This window comes from Rhodococcus opacus B4 (genome assembly GCF_000010805.1).
Lineage (GTDB): Bacteria > Actinomycetota > Actinomycetes > Mycobacteriales > Mycobacteriaceae > Rhodococcus_F > Rhodococcus_F opacus_C.
This window is the reverse complement of the sequence record NC_012522.1, coordinates 6,297,281-6,312,754: the sequence shown is the minus strand read 5'-3', so window position 1 is coordinate 6,312,754 and position 15,474 is coordinate 6,297,281. Positions and strand designations below refer to the sequence as shown.

General features: G+C 68.7%; 14 protein-coding genes. 7 read left to right on the top strand and 7 right to left on the bottom strand.

Annotation, left to right across the window (positions count from 1 at the left end; translation table 11 throughout):
* The first annotated feature begins 35 nt into the window (after positions 1 to 35).
* Positions 36 to 1,637: a thiamine pyrophosphate-binding protein gene (locus ROP_RS28670; protein WP_015889519.1), complete on the top strand. Its 1,602-nt coding sequence runs from the start codon at positions 36 to 38 to the stop codon at positions 1,635 to 1,637.
* A gap of 77 nt (positions 1,638 to 1,714) precedes the next feature.
* Positions 1,715 to 2,350, top strand: coding sequence for a TetR/AcrR family transcriptional regulator (locus ROP_RS28665; RefSeq protein WP_015889518.1), 636 nt, complete (start codon positions 1,715 to 1,717; stop codon positions 2,348 to 2,350).
* Positions 2,351 to 2,427: 77 nt separating this feature from the next.
* Here the strand turns inward: ROP_RS28665 and ROP_RS28660 are convergent, their stop codons facing one another.
* Together ROP_RS28660 and ROP_RS43600 are read right to left on the bottom strand one after the other, a co-directional pair.
* Positions 2,428 to 3,897, bottom strand: a complete 1,470-nt coding sequence (locus ROP_RS28660) for a cytosine permease (protein WP_043825492.1) — start codon at positions 3,895 to 3,897, stop codon at positions 2,428 to 2,430.
* Complete coding sequence (locus tag ROP_RS43600) at positions 3,897 to 4,058, bottom strand: hypothetical protein (protein ID WP_043825489.1); 162 nt, start codon at positions 4,056 to 4,058, stop codon at positions 3,897 to 3,899. Before ROP_RS43600 ends, ROP_RS28660 begins: the two co-directional genes overlap by 1 nt.
* A 129-nt stretch (positions 4,059 to 4,187) precedes the next feature.
* On the opposite strand from ROP_RS43600, the gene ROP_RS28650 reads away from it, so the two are divergent.
* A complete protein-coding gene (locus ROP_RS28650) occupies positions 4,188 to 5,588 on the top strand; it encodes a flavin monoamine oxidase family protein (protein ID WP_015889516.1) in 1,401 nt (466 codons plus the stop codon).
* Positions 5,589 to 5,704: 116 nt separating this feature from the next.
* Positions 5,705 to 6,580: a cyclase family protein gene (locus tag ROP_RS28645; RefSeq protein WP_015889515.1), complete on the top strand. Its 876-nt coding sequence runs from the start codon at positions 5,705 to 5,707 to the stop codon at positions 6,578 to 6,580.
* Positions 6,581 to 6,590: 10 nt separating this feature from the next.
* On the opposite strand, the gene ROP_RS28640 is transcribed toward ROP_RS28645, so the two are convergent.
* The 5 genes from ROP_RS28640 to egtA all read right to left on the bottom strand — a co-directional run bounded on the left by ROP_RS28640 (position 6,591) and on the right by egtA (position 12,095).
* Positions 6,591 to 7,784, bottom strand: coding sequence for a PQQ-dependent sugar dehydrogenase (locus tag ROP_RS28640; RefSeq protein WP_015889514.1), 1,194 nt, complete (start codon positions 7,782 to 7,784; stop codon positions 6,591 to 6,593).
* 73 nt (positions 7,785 to 7,857) lie between these two features.
* The gene (egtD, locus tag ROP_RS28635; RefSeq protein WP_015889513.1) at positions 7,858 to 8,832 is read right to left on the bottom strand and encodes an L-histidine N(alpha)-methyltransferase; all 975 of its coding nucleotides are present in this window, start codon (positions 8,830 to 8,832) and stop codon (positions 7,858 to 7,860) included.
* The gene (gene egtC, locus ROP_RS28630; protein ID WP_015889512.1) at positions 8,829 to 9,575 is read right to left on the bottom strand and encodes an ergothioneine biosynthesis protein EgtC; all 747 of its coding nucleotides are present in this window, start codon (positions 9,573 to 9,575) and stop codon (positions 8,829 to 8,831) included. The genes egtD and egtC overlap by 4 nt, the downstream gene beginning before the upstream one ends.
* 1 nt (position 9,576) lies before the next feature.
* Positions 9,577 to 10,881 carry an ergothioneine biosynthesis protein EgtB gene (gene egtB / locus ROP_RS28625; RefSeq protein WP_015889511.1) on the bottom strand — a complete coding sequence of 435 codons (1,305 nt, stop codon included), beginning with the start codon at positions 10,879 to 10,881 and terminating at the stop codon, positions 9,577 to 9,579.
* Positions 10,881 to 12,095: an ergothioneine biosynthesis glutamate--cysteine ligase EgtA gene (egtA, locus tag ROP_RS28620; RefSeq protein WP_015889510.1), complete on the bottom strand. Its 1,215-nt coding sequence runs from the start codon at positions 12,093 to 12,095 to the stop codon at positions 10,881 to 10,883. Before egtA ends, egtB begins: the two co-directional genes overlap by 1 nt.
* Before the next feature lie 145 nt (positions 12,096 to 12,240).
* Between egtA and ROP_RS28615 the strand changes: the two genes are divergently transcribed.
* From ROP_RS28615 to ROP_RS28605, 3 genes are all read left to right on the top strand, one after another.
* Positions 12,241 to 13,416, top strand: coding sequence for an aminotransferase class V-fold PLP-dependent enzyme (locus ROP_RS28615; protein WP_015889509.1), 1,176 nt, complete (start codon positions 12,241 to 12,243; stop codon positions 13,414 to 13,416).
* A 40-nt stretch (positions 13,417 to 13,456) separates the two neighbouring features.
* Positions 13,457 to 13,861, top strand: coding sequence for a PPOX class F420-dependent oxidoreductase (locus ROP_RS28610; RefSeq protein ID WP_015889508.1), 405 nt, complete (start codon positions 13,457 to 13,459; stop codon positions 13,859 to 13,861).
* A 134-nt stretch (positions 13,862 to 13,995) separates the two neighbouring features.
* A complete protein-coding gene (locus tag ROP_RS28605; protein ID WP_015889507.1) occupies positions 13,996 to 15,468 on the top strand; it encodes an FAD-dependent oxidoreductase in 1,473 nt (490 codons plus the stop codon).
* The last annotated feature ends 6 nt before the right edge of the window (positions 15,469 to 15,474 follow it).

The window sequence follows — 15,474 nt, the reverse complement described above, 5'->3', positions numbered from 1 at the left end:
CCACGAATACCGCACAGCCCACTGGGAGGGCATTGATGACAAGCCAGAACGGCGGCCAGGCACTCGTCGCGGCCCTCGCCGCACACGGAGTCGACACGATCTTCGGAATACCCGGCACCCACAACCTGCCCGTCTACGCCGCCTTGACCGATTCGCCGATCCGCTCCGTCCTCACCCGGCACGAGCAGGGCGCCGGCTACGCCGCGGACGCTTATGCCCGGGTGACAGGCAAACCGGGCGTCTGCCTGACCACCACCGGTCCCGCCATCCTCAACGCGGCCGCCGCGGCGGCGCAGGCGTGGTCGGACTCGGTCCCCGTTCTGTTCCTCTCGCCGGCCCTGCCACTCACCCACCCCGGCCGCGGAAACGGCTACCTGCACGAGGTGAAGAATCAGCAGGCCGCGCTCGAGGCGATCGTCGCGTACAGCCACCGGGTGACGAGCGTCGCCGAGATTCCCCGGGCGATCGCCTACGCCTTCGCCGCCATGAACTCGGGCAGACCGCGACCGGTGCACATCGAGATTCCCGTGGACATCCTCGACGCGGAAGGGGACGCGGTGATCACGGCGCCGATCGAGGCGGCTCCGCTCGCCGCGCCGTTGCAGGCGGTCACCGAGGCCGCCCGGTTCCTCGCCGATTCGACGGCACCCGTGCTGATCGTCGGCGGCGGTGCCCGGTCGGCCGCTTCGCAGGTCCGTGCGCTCGCCGAACGTCTGTCTGCGCCGGTCCTCACGACGACCAACGGCAAGGGCGTTCTCGACGAGGACCATCCGCTGTCGGTCGGGGCCGGGGTCCACCACCCGTCCGTGCGTGCGGCGCTCGAGTCCGCCGACTGCGTCGTCGCGATCGGCACGGAGTTCGCGCCCTCCGATTTCTGGTTCGGCCCGGTCGATCTGGACCGCAAGCTGATTCGCATCGACGTCGACCCGACCTCGATGACCACGAACGCGGATCCCGCGATTCGCCTGCTCGGGGATGCCGCCGCGACCGTGTCGCAGCTACTCGACGTCGCGAAGATGCGCGAGGATCCCGATGCCCACGAGCGGGCCGCCGGACTCCGTCGCGATCTGCGCGCCGACGCCGCGGCCGAAGGAGCTCCGTGGCTGGACATGATGGCCGCGATCGCACCCGTCGTCGACGAATCCACGGTGATCGCCGGTGACAGCACCATGGCCTGCTACTACGGTGCGCTGTCGAACCTCACGGTGCACCGCCCCGGCGGGTTCCTCTACCCGACCGGACAGGGGACGCTGGGATACGGTCTGCCCGCGGCCGTCGGCGCCTCCGTCGCCGACCCGGACGCGCGGGTGCTGGCGATCCTCGGCGACGGCGGGGTGATGTTCACGCTGCCCGAGCTCGCGACCGCCGCGCAGCTCCGATTGCCACTGCCGATCGTCGTCGTCGACAACGGCGGCTACGGGGAGATCCGCAACGAGATGGCGGACCGCGGCGACACCGTCCACTCCGTGACGCTCGGCGGCATCGACTTCCCCGCCGTGGCGCGGGCGATGGGTTGTCACGGGCGAGCCGTGGAGTCGCCGGCAGAGCTGACGGAGGCGATCACCGCGGCGTTCGACGCCGATCGCCCGACCCTCCTGCACATCCGGGAGAACAGCAGGGCAACGCAGCAGATGTGACGGCTACGCTGGTTCGGCCGCACCCTCGACTACGGTTTCTGTAGACGAGCCGTCACATCCAAGGAGTTGAGAGCGCGATGCCACGCCCCAGCGTTGAAGCGGAACGTCGAGAACAGATCCTGCAGGCGACGTGTGAGGCCATCGCCGAACTCGGCTTCCGCGCGGTCCGGATCGCCGACGTCGCGGCACGGGCCGGGGTGAGCAACGGGACGATCCACTACTACTTCGAGTCCAAGGATGCGCTGCTGCATGCAGCGTTCCAGTTCAACTTCGAGCACTCGCTGGAACGGCGCCGATGGATCATGGAGAAGAGCGACGTCCCGCTCGTGCGACTCCACCGGCTGGTGGAGTCCTACCTTCCCGCCGGGCCGGAAACGATCACGGCCTGGCGAGTGTGGGTGGAACTGTGGGCGTCCGCCCTCGGCAACGTCGAATTGCAGGAGCTGAACGACACCGTCTACGGGGAATGGCGCGGGGTGGTCCGGGAAACCGTCGAGGCCGGTGTGGCGCAGGGCGCTCTCCGGGTGAACGATCCCGGGGCCGCCACCGACATGCTCCTCGGTCTTCTCGACGGCCTCGCCATCCAGGTGCTCACCGGCTCCACCCTCATGACACCGACCCGGATGCGGGCGGTGTGCGACGACTTCATCGACGCCATCACCGTCGACCGGCACCGGGTCGCGTCGACCACCGCCAAGCGCTCCGCGAAGTAGCTCGCGGCGGGCGAGCGTCGCGGTTCCGATGCGCAAGGGCGAGAACAGGTGCGGGAAGTGCTGCGACGTCATACCTCTCACCTTCCGCGGTCGGCGGCGGACCGGTTGTCGTAACCGCCGAGGCCGAGCGGCTGCACGAATGTCCTGGTCAGCACGAAGTGGAGCGTGCCCGCGACGAGGAACGCCGGAATCGATGCGGTGGTGTAGGGAAAGACCGCGGAGGGAATGTAGGTGACGGGATTGAGCAGCAGGGCGTACGTCGCCGCGCCGGCCGCCACGGAGACGAAGGCGAAGGCGTTCACACCGCGCCAGTAGCCGTAGCAGGAGCGCGCACTGGGCAGGTAGAGGTCGCGAATCCGCAACACACCCCGGCGCAGCAGGAAGAAGTCGACGATCTGGACGGCGCACAGCGGTGCCACGAGAATCGCGCCCCAGGACAGGAATCGGCCGTAGTTGTCGTAGACGGCCGAGGGGAAGAAGACGAGGATCGCCGCCGGTCCGAGGATGAACGCCACCAGCACCGGCCAAGGAGTGCCGCGCAGAAGCTTCCCGCCACCGCCCTTGAGCGCCACCATCGACGCGTAGCCCTGGGAGAGGATGGCGGTGACGTTGGCGAATCCGATGACGATCAGGGCCAGGACGCCCAGTACCACTCCAGCGAGGGGGATCATCCACTCCGTCGGATCCTCGATGTTCAGGGCCAGCGCGGCGAAGACACCGACCACCGCCGCGGCCACGGACGCGGCGAACAGTCCGAGCCAGTTCGGCCAGAAGGCCGCACGTGGGCTGCGGGTGAGCCGGGCGAGATTTCCGACGTTCGGCCACCACGCGAACCCGCCGGCGATGTTCAGTTCGATCGCGACCATGAAGCTGGTGTGCGGATCGGTTTCCGGGTCGAGCGGTGGCAGGCTCGCCAGTTCGGACCAGGACCGCTTGGTGAACACCATGACGAGGACCCCGACGATGATCACCACGAGGACGGGCGCGATCACCCGGCACACGGACTCCACCGACACCGGCCCCCGGGCCAGGACGAGCCACGACATGGCCACCGCCACCAGCCCCAGCACGCTCACCGCCGCACCGGTCCGGGAGACCTCGACCCCGAAGACGTTGTCGATGACGGTCACCAGGCCGTGCCCGAACATGATGGCCAGCACAGCCGACCAGGCCGCCGCAAAGAGCGTGGACATCACGACCATCACGATGCGGGCGCCGTTGCTGCCGAACACACTTCGCAGTCCGACGAACTGCTCGATCCCATACTTCGCCGACGGCAGGCACGGTGCGAGGGACACGAGGAAGACACTGATCGCGTAGCCGATGACGATGCTCGCGATCGCCTGTACCGCACCGACGTAGTACGCCACGGCGGCGCCCTGCAGAAATGCCCAGGTGGCGACCGCCAACCCGATGTTCACCGCCGAGTAGTCCCAGAAGCCCCAGATCCGTTCCCCCGGCACCAGCGGCAGTTCGTTGAGTGTGGCGTCCGTGCCGCCGGCACTTCCCACGGATGTGCTGCGGTCCTGCCGCTGCCCCTCCAGCATCAGTACCCCCACCAGAGTAGGACGGTGATCGTGAAAACGATCCCGGCGATCGCCACCGCGACGTCGCGCCACGGGAGGTCGGGCAGGATCATCCCGCCTCCGTCGGGGGATTCCAGTAGGAGTAGTCGCCTCTCGAGTTCCTGTTCGAATGCGTCGTCCACGCGATCCTCATTTCTGATTGGCGGGCCAGTTATAATGAGTCTGTGGCACGGCTCACACCGTGTCAACCCTCGAATTCCGGCGCAGCAAACGAGAATTGAGTATTGACTGGCGAGCCAATCAAGAACAGGATGCTGGTCATGAAGCAAACGAAGGAACACCTGCCCACGCTCCCGGCCCGCATAAATACCGCCGTGGTCGGTGCGGGGTACGCCGGACTGTCCGCCGCCCTCGCGCTGCACGACGACGGGATCGACATCGTGGTCCTCGAGGGTTCCACCCGGGTCGGCGGCAGAGTATGTTCCGAGCGGCGGCGCGACGGTGTCGTCGTCGACCACGGCGGGCAATGGGTCGGTCCCACCCAGAAGCATCTGCTCGCTCTCGCCGACCGCTTCGGTTGCCCCACCTTCCCCACGTACAACACGGGCGAGCACATCGAACTGTGGCCCGACGGCACACGACGGCCCTACACCGGCGCGGGTCCCGACGGCGGCCCCGGCATGACGGAATATCTCGCCGCCGCAGATCGCATCGATGAACTCGCGAGAACCATCGACCTCGACGACCCCACGGCCACGCCTCACCTCGAGCTGTGGGACAGCGAAACCGTCCACTCGTACTTCGACCGGACCGTGGCGAACGAAGACGCCCGGCGCCGCCTCGCACTCGCGGTCGAGGGCGTGTGGTCGATCGAACCCCGCGATCTGTCGCTGTTCCACCTGCTGTTCTACGTCGCGTCGGCGGGCGGATTCGACCAGCTGATGGAAACCGAGGGTTGCGCGCAGGAGCGCCGATTCCGGGACGGCGCGCAGTCCACGGCGCTGGCCGTCGCCGGCCATCTCGGCGATCGGGTCCACCTGGACACGGCCGTGCGCCACATCGAGCAGACGCCCGACGGCGTCCGGATCGAGACGACCCGGGGGACGGTGCTCGCCGATTCGGTCGTCATGGCGCTTCCGCCGTCGGCCACCCGAGGTGTCACCTTCGATCCCCCGCTGCCGGTTTCGCGGACACGATGGGTCGAACGCAGCCCGATGGGCGACGTGGCGAAAGTTCATGCGGTCTTCGACACCCCGTTCTGGCGTGCCGACGGACTGTCCGGCCAGGCCACGATCTACGGTGACCGCCACGTCGGAGTCGTGTTCGACAACTCGCCCGAAGACGCCGGGACCGGTGTGCTCGTGTGCTTCGTCTACGGTGACCGCCAGCGGTCCTGGTCGGCGCTCTCCGACAGCGACCGCCAGGCAGCAATCATCGACACCCTGGTCGAACTGTTCGGCGACCGCGCCGCGTCCCCGATCGACTACACCGAGAAGATCTGGCCCCAGGCCCCCTGGGTGCGAGGCGGATACGCGGCCAGCCCCACCCCCGGCACCTGGTTCGCACACGGCCGCAACGGCTGGCGTGCGCCCACAGACCGTATCCATTGGGCCGGTTCGGAGACCGCGAGCGTCTGGAACGGCTACATCGACGGGGCCATCTCCTCCGGAATGCGTGCGGCCGAGGACATCCGGAAGCAGCTCTCCCACTGAACCAAAGGGACGCTCGTTCGATCTGACGCAACGAGCGTCCCGTTCGTCCGAGGCGAGAGCGGCGCGGCGGGCCCTATGATGTAGCGAACCGCGACCGGCCGGCGAAGGAGCTGCGTATGTGCTCGCCCCGCATCATGACTCATGTCTACGGAACCATCGAGAGTCGCGGCGCCCCGATCGGCCGACGGTCGTTGTTCGGCGCCCTCGGCGCGGCGGCCCTGGGGGCGACGGTCGCACCGGCGAAGGCAACCGCTGCCCCGGCGCCGGGGGCAGCGCTCGTCGATCTCACTCACACGCTCACACCGAACTTTCCGGTGTGGCCCGGCGCCCAGCGGTTCGCGATGCGGGCGGTGGCGCGGATCGGTGACGCCCCGGCCCCGTTCGGTTCCGTCGGGATCGGCACTCCCAGCATGTTCTACAAGAACGAACTCCGGTACGACGAGCACACCGGCACTCACGTCGACGCCCCGGCGCACGCGAGCGTGAACGGCCTCACCGTCGAACAGATTCCACCCCACGACCTGGTGGTTCCTCTCGCCGTCGTGGACATCTCGGGCCGGGCGCGCGACGACAGCGACACACTTCTCACCCGGCAGGACATCCTCGACTGGGAATCCGATCACGGGCCGCTCCCCGACCGCTGCCTGGTGGCGATGAACTCCGGCTGGGATGTCCGCGCCGCGCAGCCCGCGACGTTCACCAACCAGGACGTCGCGGGTGTGCAGCACACCCCCGGATTCGATCCGGACGCCGTGGAGTTCCTCGTCCGCGAACGCGACATCGTCGCGCTGGGATCGGACACCCTCAGCATCGACGCGGGACGGAGCACCGTGTACGGAGCGCACCTCGCGGCGCTCGGTGCCGGGAAGTACGCGGTGGAGGCACTCGCGAACCTGTCGCGACTCCCCCCGTCCGGGGCCACCGTGATGGTCGGCGCCCCCACGCACGCGGGAGGGTCCGGCGGACCGTGCCGGACCCTCGCCTGGTTCTGAGGGATGCGGGTCAGCCCTGAGGCGTGACCCGCAGCACCTGGTCGGTGGAACCGTTGTCCGTGGTGACGAGCAGCGAGCCGTCGGCGGTCGGGGTGACGGACCGGAGGCGGCCGTACTGGTTCTGCAGGCCGAACGTCTGAGCCGTCACCGTCTGCCCGTCCGCGGACAGGCGGAGGAAGATCAGTTGCTGCGACTTGAGTCCGCCCATGACGAGGGCGCCGTCCCACGGTCCCCATCCGGCGCCGGTCACGAACGCGCCGCTTCCGGTCGCCAGGGTACTGCTGCCCGAACTCCATGCCGCGGCAACGGCTCCGGGCACCCGCACCGGGTCCGTCATGGGCACTGTTTCGTCGTAGATGCCGGGAATCCGGTCGGGCTTGTATCCGTAGTTGCCGCCGGCGACCAGGAGGTTCACCTCGTCGTCCCGTGACGTTCCCTGATCGACGGCGTAGATGCGGCCCGTTCCCGGCTGCTGTGCGAGACCCTGCGCGTTCCGGTGCCCGAGGGTGTACACGGGGCTCGCCGGGTCCGGATTTCCGGCAGCGGGAGTGCCGTCGGCGTTGATGTGGAGAGTCTTGCCGCCCAGCGAGTTCGGGTCCTGCGACACGGTCGGCTGCGCCGTGTCGCCGGTGCCGACGAACAGGGTGCCGTCGGCGGCCACCAGGATCCGGCAGCCGCCGTGACGTCCTTCGTTGACGGGGATCCCGGTCAGGATTGCGTCGCCGCGGGTCAGCGCCGTCCATCCGGCGTCGACGGTCCACGACTGAATTCGGATGTCGGTGACACCGCCACCCTGGAAGCCCTGGCAGGTGTACAGGGTGCGGGACTGCGCGAAGTCGCTCGCGAGTGCGATTCCCATCAGCCCGGTCTCGGACTGTGCGTAGAGGTCCGCGAGATCGGCGGTGACCGGTCCGGTACTTCCGTCTGCACGCCGGACGAAGAACCCGCCCGAGCGCTGACCGGTGAGAACCGCGCCGTCCGGAGCCTGCACTGCGTCCCACGGATGGTCGAGTCCGTCGAGGACAGGCGTGACCGTCAGCGCCGGAAGGGTGTCTTCCGTGGGCACTCCCGGGCCGTCGCTGCCCGAGCCGAGGCTTCCCGTGTCGAACGGAAAGGACAGCGGCTGAGCGGATGCCTGCGCGGCGGGGAGACCGATCACGGCGGTGGTGGCGAGAGCGAGGACAGCGAGCTTCGGTGGACGCACAAGTTCTCCTCGGGTCGTTGACGCGCTACGCGGCAACTATAAGCGCGCCGACGCCCGAAGTTGATCTTGTCGGTCACCTCCGCGCGGCGCACACCAGCGCGAAGCGCTCGTCGGGGTCGGTCCAGACGCGGTCGACGCCGAATCCGGCCTCCGCCAACTCCCGCCGGACACCGTCGAGGGTGAACTTGGCGGAGATCTCCGTCCTCAGCTGCTCCCCCGCGGCGAACTCGACGTCCAGATCCAGCTCCCCGATGCGAATCGACATCGCACGCTCCGCCTCGAGCCGCATCTCGATCCACTCGTTGCCGGCGTCCCACAGCGCGACGTGCCGGAACTCGTCCACCGGGAAATCCGCATCGAGCTGCGAGTTGAGTACTTGCAGCACATTGCGATTGAACTGGGCCGTCACCCCGGCGGCGTCGTCGTACGCGGGGACGAGAACGGCGGGATCGACGACCAGCCCGACACCGAGGAGGAGATGCTCGCCGGGTTCGAGCACGTCGGAGATCCCGGAGAGGAACTCCGCGCGCTCCGCGGGCACCATGTTCCCGAGCGTGCCCCCGAGGAACGCGATCGTGCGGCGACCACCGCGCGGAAGGTGGTGCAGCGACTCGGTGAAGTCGCTGACGACGCCGCGCACCGTCAGATTCGGGAACTCCGTGCCGATCTGCTCCGCCGCACCCTCGAGCGCGGACACCGACACGTCCTGCGGCACATACGTGTGGAGGGTTCCGCGTCGGGTGCCGGCGTGGAGCAGCAGCCGGGTCTTCTCCGAGGACCCGGATCCGAGTTCCACGAGAATCTCCGGCGCCGCGACCTCGGCGAACTCGCCCGAAAAGCGTCGCAGCAGTTCCCGTTCCGTCCGCGTCGGGAAGTATTCGGGCAACGCGGTGATCTGCTCGAACAGCTCGCTGCCGCGGGCGTCGTAGAAGTATTTGGGCGGCAGCCACTTCGGGTTCGACGTGAGCCCGACGGTGGCGTCCTTGCGGAGTGCGGCCTTCAGCTGTTCGGGCTGCAGGTACACCTCGAGGGTCGGTGTGGTGGTCATCGTGCTCCCATCTCGAGCGGGGTGACGATCAGGTGTCCGGCGCGTGCGCTGACGAAGTGCCGGTCCGGAATCGATTGCCATGCGGGGTCGTCGTCGTAGGGTTCGGACATCACGATGGCCCGTTCGTCGTCGACGAGCACCGACAGCGAGTGATGCCAGGTGGTGGCCCACAGTTCCGTGCCGTTGCCCAGCAGCAGATTCAGGCGCGAGTTCGGGGCCGCCGCGACGACGGACTGGACGAGCGAACTCATCGCCTTCTCGGGGTCCTGCTCGCCGAGCGCCCGGCGCAGGAGCAGCCACAGCGCGGCCGAATCGGTCGGCGCCTCGAGTTGCAGCAGATCGCTCACGGGCAGTTCCGCGGCGAGCCCGGCGAGCGACTCGGGCCAGCCGCGCACCACCCCGTTGTGGCTGAAGGCCCACGTGTCGTCGGCGAACGGTGCGCAGGCCGTGTGCTGCACCGGCATACCGACCGTCGCCGACCGGGTGGCGGCCACCACGGCGTGGGAGCGGATGTTCGGCAACGTCTCTCGTACGACGGGATCCGACCAGAGCGGCGCAGCGCTGCGGTAGCGGGAGAATCCGTCCGCGCCCCACCATCCGACGCCGAACCCGTCGGCGTTGATGGTTCCGCCGCCCCTCATGTCGCGCGGTGCATACGACTGGCGCAGCAGTGAGTTCTCGCCGCAACCGACGAGGTCGCCCACTGATCGTTCCGGTCCCAGATAGCCCAGGTGTCGGCACATCTCAGCGGTCGTCCCCCGGAAGGTCCCGGGCACAGCGGAATCCGGCGAAGATCTGCCTGCGGATCGGGTGGTCCCAGTTGCGGAACGTCCCCCGGCAGGCCACTGGATCGGTGCCGAACGAACCGCCGCGCAGCACGCGGTAGTCGCCGCCGTAGAACACCTCCGAGTACTCGCGGTACGGGAACGCCGAGAAACCGGGATAGGGCTCGAAGGGCGACGACGTCCACTCCCACACGTCGCCGATCAGCTGATGCACGCCGAGCGGGGACGCCCCCGACGGATATGCCCCGACCACCGCGGGTCCGAGGTGACGCTGCCCGAGGTTGGCCAGCGACGCGTCGGGTTCATCGTCGCCCCAGGGGAATCGGCGTGAGGCGCCGGTGAACGGATCCCACCGCGCCGCCTTCTCCCATTCGGCTTCCGTCGGCAGCCTCTTGCCCGCCCAGCGCGCGAACGCCTCGGCTTCGAAGAAGCAGACGTGCACCACCGGTTCCCGGGGATGTATCGGCTCAGTGACCCCGAACCTGCGACGCCACCAGGTTCCGCAGCCGTCGTTCTCCCAGAACTGGGGTGCTTCCAGGCCTGCGTCGAGGCGATGTGCCCATCCCCGCTCGCTCCACAACTCGGGGCGCGCGTAACCACCGTCGTCGACGAACTCGAGGTAGCGGGCGTTGGTGACGGGGACGGCGTCGATCACGAAGGCCGGAACGTACACCGCATGTGCGGACCTCTCGTTGTCGAGCGCCCACGGATCGTCCGACGTTCCCATCGTGAATTCGCCGGAGGGAACGACCACTTCGTCCTCGGCGATCGCCCCGTCGACACGGGGCGCGCTCTCGGCGGTCAACACCGCCGCACCGGAACGCAATTGATGGGTGGCGAGCATCGTCTCGGCGTGCTGCTGCTCGTGTTGCGCGATCATGCCGAACGCGAATCCGTGCGCCTCGAGCGGGCGGCCCCGAAACGTGCTGCGGTCGAGGACGTCCCACGCCTTGTCTCGAACGGTGCGTACGTATTCCCTGGCCTCGTCCGGGTTCAGCAGCGGCAGCGACGGCCGGGAGTTCCTCGAGTGTTTGAACGCGTCGTACAACTCGTCGATGTCGCGGCGAACGGGTTCACGGCCGCCGACGTCCCGCACGAGCCACAATTCTTCCTGATTGCCGATGTGCGCGAGATCCCACACGAGCGGGCTCATCAGAGGCGAATGCTGCGCGACGAGGTCGTCCCCGTCGACACAGTCCGTCAAGCCGGCGGTGCGCTCCCGTGCCCGGGTCAGCACCGTCTCGATCTTCTCGCGGGTACCCATCAGCGTTCCTCGCTCGGGGCCTGGCCCCGGCAACATCGTTCGGCGGCGGCATCGAGCAGTCGGACGAATTCGGGGTCGGGCGAGTACGCCGCCGCCAGCGACAGCAGAGCTGTTGCCGCAGCGCGTAGTTCGAGGTCGGCCAGGCCGAACTCGGCCGCGTCCCGCCAGCGTTCCGCGGTGGGCAGTGCCGCGGCGAGCGCCTCGGCCATGGCTCCCGGCCCCGACAGCAGTGCGTCGATCGCCGCGATCGGGACCCGCCACTGGTCGCCCGGTTGCGCGTCGAGGTAGCGCACCTCGAGATGCCCGGCGGCGCGAACGGGCGGAAACAGGGTGGTGAGGTGATAGTCGAGGTCGGCGGACGTCGGGCGCCCGATCATGTCGTCCAATGCCCCCTCGGCCCAGTCCGCGAAAGTCGCGCCGTCGGGTGCCGTCCAGTCCGGTCCGTCGTTGCGGATGCACAGGAGCGGCACGTCCAGCACCCACGCCGCGTAGTCCGCGCTGTGCGGGGTTCCGGTGGTGCGCGGCGAATCGAGTTCGAGCCACGTCCGCATCCGCTGCGACGCCCACTGCCCGTCGGGTACCCCGTAGAGCCGCGGTGAACACGCGAAGGCCGCGATCAATGCGGGTCCGACCGCATGGAGTAGGTGCCACCGCGTCTCCACCGCAACCGGATCGGCTCCGGCGTCCACGCTGATCTGGGTGGCGGCGGTGTTGCACATCATGAGCTTCCCGAAGGGCCCGATCCCGGTGAAGCGGGATTCCATGGCGCAGTATCGCGGCGACTGGAGGAGTCGCTGGGCGGGCCTGCGTGTGTCTGCGGCTTCGGCAGACATGAGGATCGAGCGGGACGACAACAATTTCGCGAGAACCGCCTGATCGGCGGCGAGATAGTCGCACAATTCGCGTGCGGAGTGATATGGAGCGCTGGACAGTTCGATCTGTCCGCCGGGTTCGACGGTGACGGCGCTGCCGCCGGGAAGGAGCCGAGCGGGGGAAGCGGGATCGATGGTTCGGGGAGTGTGGGGGCCGAGAGCTTCGGCGAGAGCGGCGAGGTCGGGACGCAGGTATTCCGGCAGTTGCGCGGTGAGCCACTCCAATTCCGCGCCGATCAGCTGCGGTGGCCCCAGCTTGAAGCACACACCACCCAGATATGCCTCCGCCGCCGGCCGCGACGTGAGACACGTTGCTTCGACGGACTGAACTGCAGTAGCCATTCGACCCTCCCCTTCGGGCGCCGCCTGAACGTCGTTATCGACATTAGAGCGCCTCGGCCGTCGATGCACGCCCCATCGGCATACTTTTCGAGGAACCTCCCGGGTACGTTCGAGTCCATTCACCGAGAAACGGGAGGTATCGGACATGCTCGATCTCGAGCAGGCGCGACGGGACACCCCGGGGTGCCTCGACAAGGTGTTCCTGGACAGCGCGGGCTCCTCACTTCCCCCGGCCCCGGTCCTGGACGCGGTGTTCGCGCACCTGCGCCGGGAAGCCGACGTCGGCGGCTACGTCGCGGCCGCGGAACGAGCCGACGATCTCGCCGGCGTGAAGTCGTCGCTCGGCCGCCTGATCGGGGCGAGCGCCGACAGCATCGCACTGGTCGACAGCGCCACCACCGCCTGGAACGACTTCTTCCACGCCGTCCCGCTCCACGCCGGCGACCGGGTGCTGATCTCGGAGGTCGAGTACGCCAGCAACGCCATCGCCGTCCTGCAGAGGGCCCGGTCGGTCGGCGCGACGGTCGACGTGATTCCCAGCGACCCCACAGGCCAGATCGACGTCGCCGCCCTCGGGACGCTCCTCGACGACCGGGTCCGTCTCGTGTCCCTCGTGCACGTGCCCACCAACGGCGGCCTGGTCAATCCCGTCCGCGACGTGACGGAACTGGCACACGCGCACGGCGCGCTCGTGCTGCTCGACGCGTGCCAGTCCGTCGGCCAGATCGCGGTCGACGTGGGCGAACTGGGCGTCGACGCTCTGTCCGCCACCGGCCGCAAATGGCTGCGCGCGCCGCGGGGCACCGGCTTCCTGTACGTCCGGCCGGAGCTGGCAGCGACGCTCGAACCGGCCGCCCTGGACCTGCACAGCGCGGAGTGGACCGCAGCGGATGCGTACCGCCTCGCGACCGATGCCAGCCGGTTCGAGTTCTGGGAATGCGACGTCGCCGCCCGGCTCGGACTCGGGGTGGCGGCCGACTATCTCCTCGCCCTCGGAGTGGACGAGGTCGAGGCGGCGGTGGCGGCAGGGGCCGAGCACCTTCGGTCGGGGCTCGCGGCGATCCCCGGCGTCACCGTGCGCGACCTCGGCGCCCGCCGGTGTGGAATCGTCTCGTTCACCGTCGACGGGTTCGACCCCGGCGACGTCCGGAAACAGCTGGCCTCCCGCGACGTCACCGTCACGGCCAGCCTGCGCGGTTCGACGCTGCTGGACATGAGCGCCCGCGGACTGGACGCCGTGGTGCGCGCGTCACCGCACTATTTCTGCTCCCCCGCGGATCTCGACCGGTTCCTCGCCGAGGTCCGGACACTCGCTAACTAGCGCAGTACGCTGGAATGCACCCGAGATTCAGGACTTCGCGATGACTGACCAGGGATCACCGGCGTTGCCGCGCTTCGCCGCGGAGAAGGTCGTGCAACTGCAGACGCGCAAGCGTGACGGCTCGTGGGTGGATACTCCGGTCAACCTCGCCGTGAAGGGTGATCGGGCGTACTTCCGCACCCCGGGCCGGGCGTCCAAGAACAAGCGGCTGCGCAATTTTCCGGAGGTCCGAATCCGCCCGTGCACGTGGTCCGGGAAGCCCACGGGTCCGCCGGCGCAGGCCACGGCGCGACTGCTGTCCGGTGAGGAGGCGCGGGTCGCGGGCGCGCTGATCGACGAGAAGTATCCCGTGGTGCAGCGGATCGGGGTTCATCTCGCGCACCGGCTGTTACGCACGCAGACGCTGCACTACGAACTCACGGGCGTCACGGACCTACGGGAGTAATCGGGCACCCGCGGCCCTCCCGGAACCGACATCCCACTGACCGGGAGATGCTCCGAGCCCTGTTTTGTAACAGGTTACAGTCTGGGAGTTACCCACGTCACACTGCGCCTGTGACCGCCCGAGAGGACATTCCCATGGCCGATGCCACACCGATCCGCCCCCGGTCCGCAGCAGAAGTAGCCGAGTGGGACTACGAGGCCGACGTCGTGGTCGCCGGCTACGGCATCGCCGGTGTGTCCGCCGCCATCGAGGCGGCACGCGCCGGCGCCGACGTTCTCGTTCTCGAGCGCACCAGTGGGTGGGGCGGCGCCGCTGCGCTCGCGGGCGGATTCATCTACCTCGGCGGTGGCACCCCCCTGCAGAAGGCGTGCGGGTTCGAGGACACCCCCGAGAACATGAAGACGTTCATGATGGCGGCGCTCGGCCCGGGCGCCGACGAGGAGAAGATCACCGACTACTGCGAGGGCAGCGTCGAGCACTACAACTGGCTCGTCGACTGCGGCGTTCCGTTCAAGGAGAGCTTCTGGGCCGAACCCGGCTGGGAGCCCCCGTTCGACGACGGTCTCATGTACTCCGGCGGCGAGAATGCGGCACCCTTCAACGAGATCGCCACCCCCGCGCCGCGCGGGCACGTTCCGCAGATGGACGGCAAGCGGACCGGCGAGAAGGGCGGCGGCTACATGCTCATGAAGCCGCTCGTCGAGACCGCCGAAAAGCTCGGAGTCCGAGCCGAATACGACATGCGGGTCCAGACGCTGATCACCGACGACACGGGGCGCGTGGTCGGGATCCTCGCGAAGCAGTACGGCAAGGAGGTCGCCGTCCGGGCACGCCGGGGCGTCGTCCTCGCGACCGGCAGCTTCGCCTACAACGACAAGATGATCGAGGCCCACGCGCCGCGCCTCATCGGAAGGCCCGGCGCCGCCATCGAGGAACACGACGGCCGGTCGATCCTCATGGCGCAGGCGCTCGGCGCCGACCTCGCGCACATGGACGCCACGGAAGTGGCCTTCGTCTGCGACCCTCAGCTGATCGTCCGCGGCATCCTCGTCAACGGGCGGGGACAGCGGTACGTCCCCGAGGACACCTACTCCGGCCGCATCGGCCAGATGACGCTGTTCCACCAGGACAACCAGGCGTTCCTCGTCATCGACGAGGCCGCGTACGAGGAGGGGTCGGCGGCGACCACCGCCACCCCCTTCCTGCGGGTGCAGCCGAAGTGGGTGGCCGAGACCGTCGAGGAACTCGAGTCCGACATGGGCCTGCCCGCAGGCGCACTCCAATCGACCGTCGAGGTGTACAACAAGCACGCAGCCGAAGGGTCGGACCCGCTGCTGCACAAGAAGTCCGAGTGGGTGAAGCCGATCGGCACGCCCGTCGCCGCCCTCGACCTGCGCGGGTTCACGCTGGGCTTCACGCTCGGCGGACTGCGCACCAGCATCGATTCCGAAGTGCTGCACGTTTCCGGCGAACCCATTCCCGGCCTCTTCGCCGCCGGACGGTGCACGTCCGGGGTGTGCGCCGGCGGCTACGCGAGCGGCACGTCCCTCGGCGACGGCAGCTTCTACGGCCGCCGCGCCGGCATCAGTGCAGCGAAGCAGCCCTGACCGGAC

Bases quoted from the DNA above. Each gene is read 5' to 3' on its own strand.
- ROP_RS28660 (WP_043825492.1), bottom strand. From the start codon at position 3,897: ATGCTGGAGGGGCAGCGGCAGGACCGCAGCACATCCGTGGGAAGTGCC.
- ROP_RS28610 (WP_015889508.1), top strand. From the start codon at position 13,457: ATGACTGACCAGGGATCACCGGCGTTGCCGCGCTTCGCCGCGGAGAAG.
- ROP_RS28650 (WP_015889516.1), top strand. From the start codon at position 4,188: ATGCTGGTCATGAAGCAAACGAAGGAACACCTGCCCACGCTCCCGGCC.
- ROP_RS28670 (WP_015889519.1), top strand. From the start codon at position 36: ATGACAAGCCAGAACGGCGGCCAGGCACTCGTCGCGGCCCTCGCCGCA.
- ROP_RS28665 (WP_015889518.1), top strand. From the start codon at position 1,715: ATGCCACGCCCCAGCGTTGAAGCGGAACGTCGAGAACAGATCCTGCAG.
- ROP_RS28615 (WP_015889509.1), top strand. From the start codon at position 12,241: ATGCTCGATCTCGAGCAGGCGCGACGGGACACCCCGGGGTGCCTCGAC.
- ROP_RS28645 (WP_015889515.1), top strand. From the start codon at position 5,705: ATGTGCTCGCCCCGCATCATGACTCATGTCTACGGAACCATCGAGAGT.
- egtB (WP_015889511.1), bottom strand. From the start codon at position 10,881: ATGGGTACCCGCGAGAAGATCGAGACGGTGCTGACCCGGGCACGGGAG.
- egtC (WP_015889512.1), bottom strand. From the start codon at position 9,575: ATGTGCCGACACCTGGGCTATCTGGGACCGGAACGATCAGTGGGCGAC.
- egtA (WP_015889510.1), bottom strand. From the start codon at position 12,095: ATGGCTACTGCAGTTCAGTCCGTCGAAGCAACGTGTCTCACGTCGCGG.
- ROP_RS28605 (WP_015889507.1), top strand. From the start codon at position 13,996: ATGGCCGATGCCACACCGATCCGCCCCCGGTCCGCAGCAGAAGTAGCC.
- egtD (WP_015889513.1), bottom strand. From the start codon at position 8,832: ATGACCACCACACCGACCCTCGAGGTGTACCTGCAGCCCGAACAGCTG.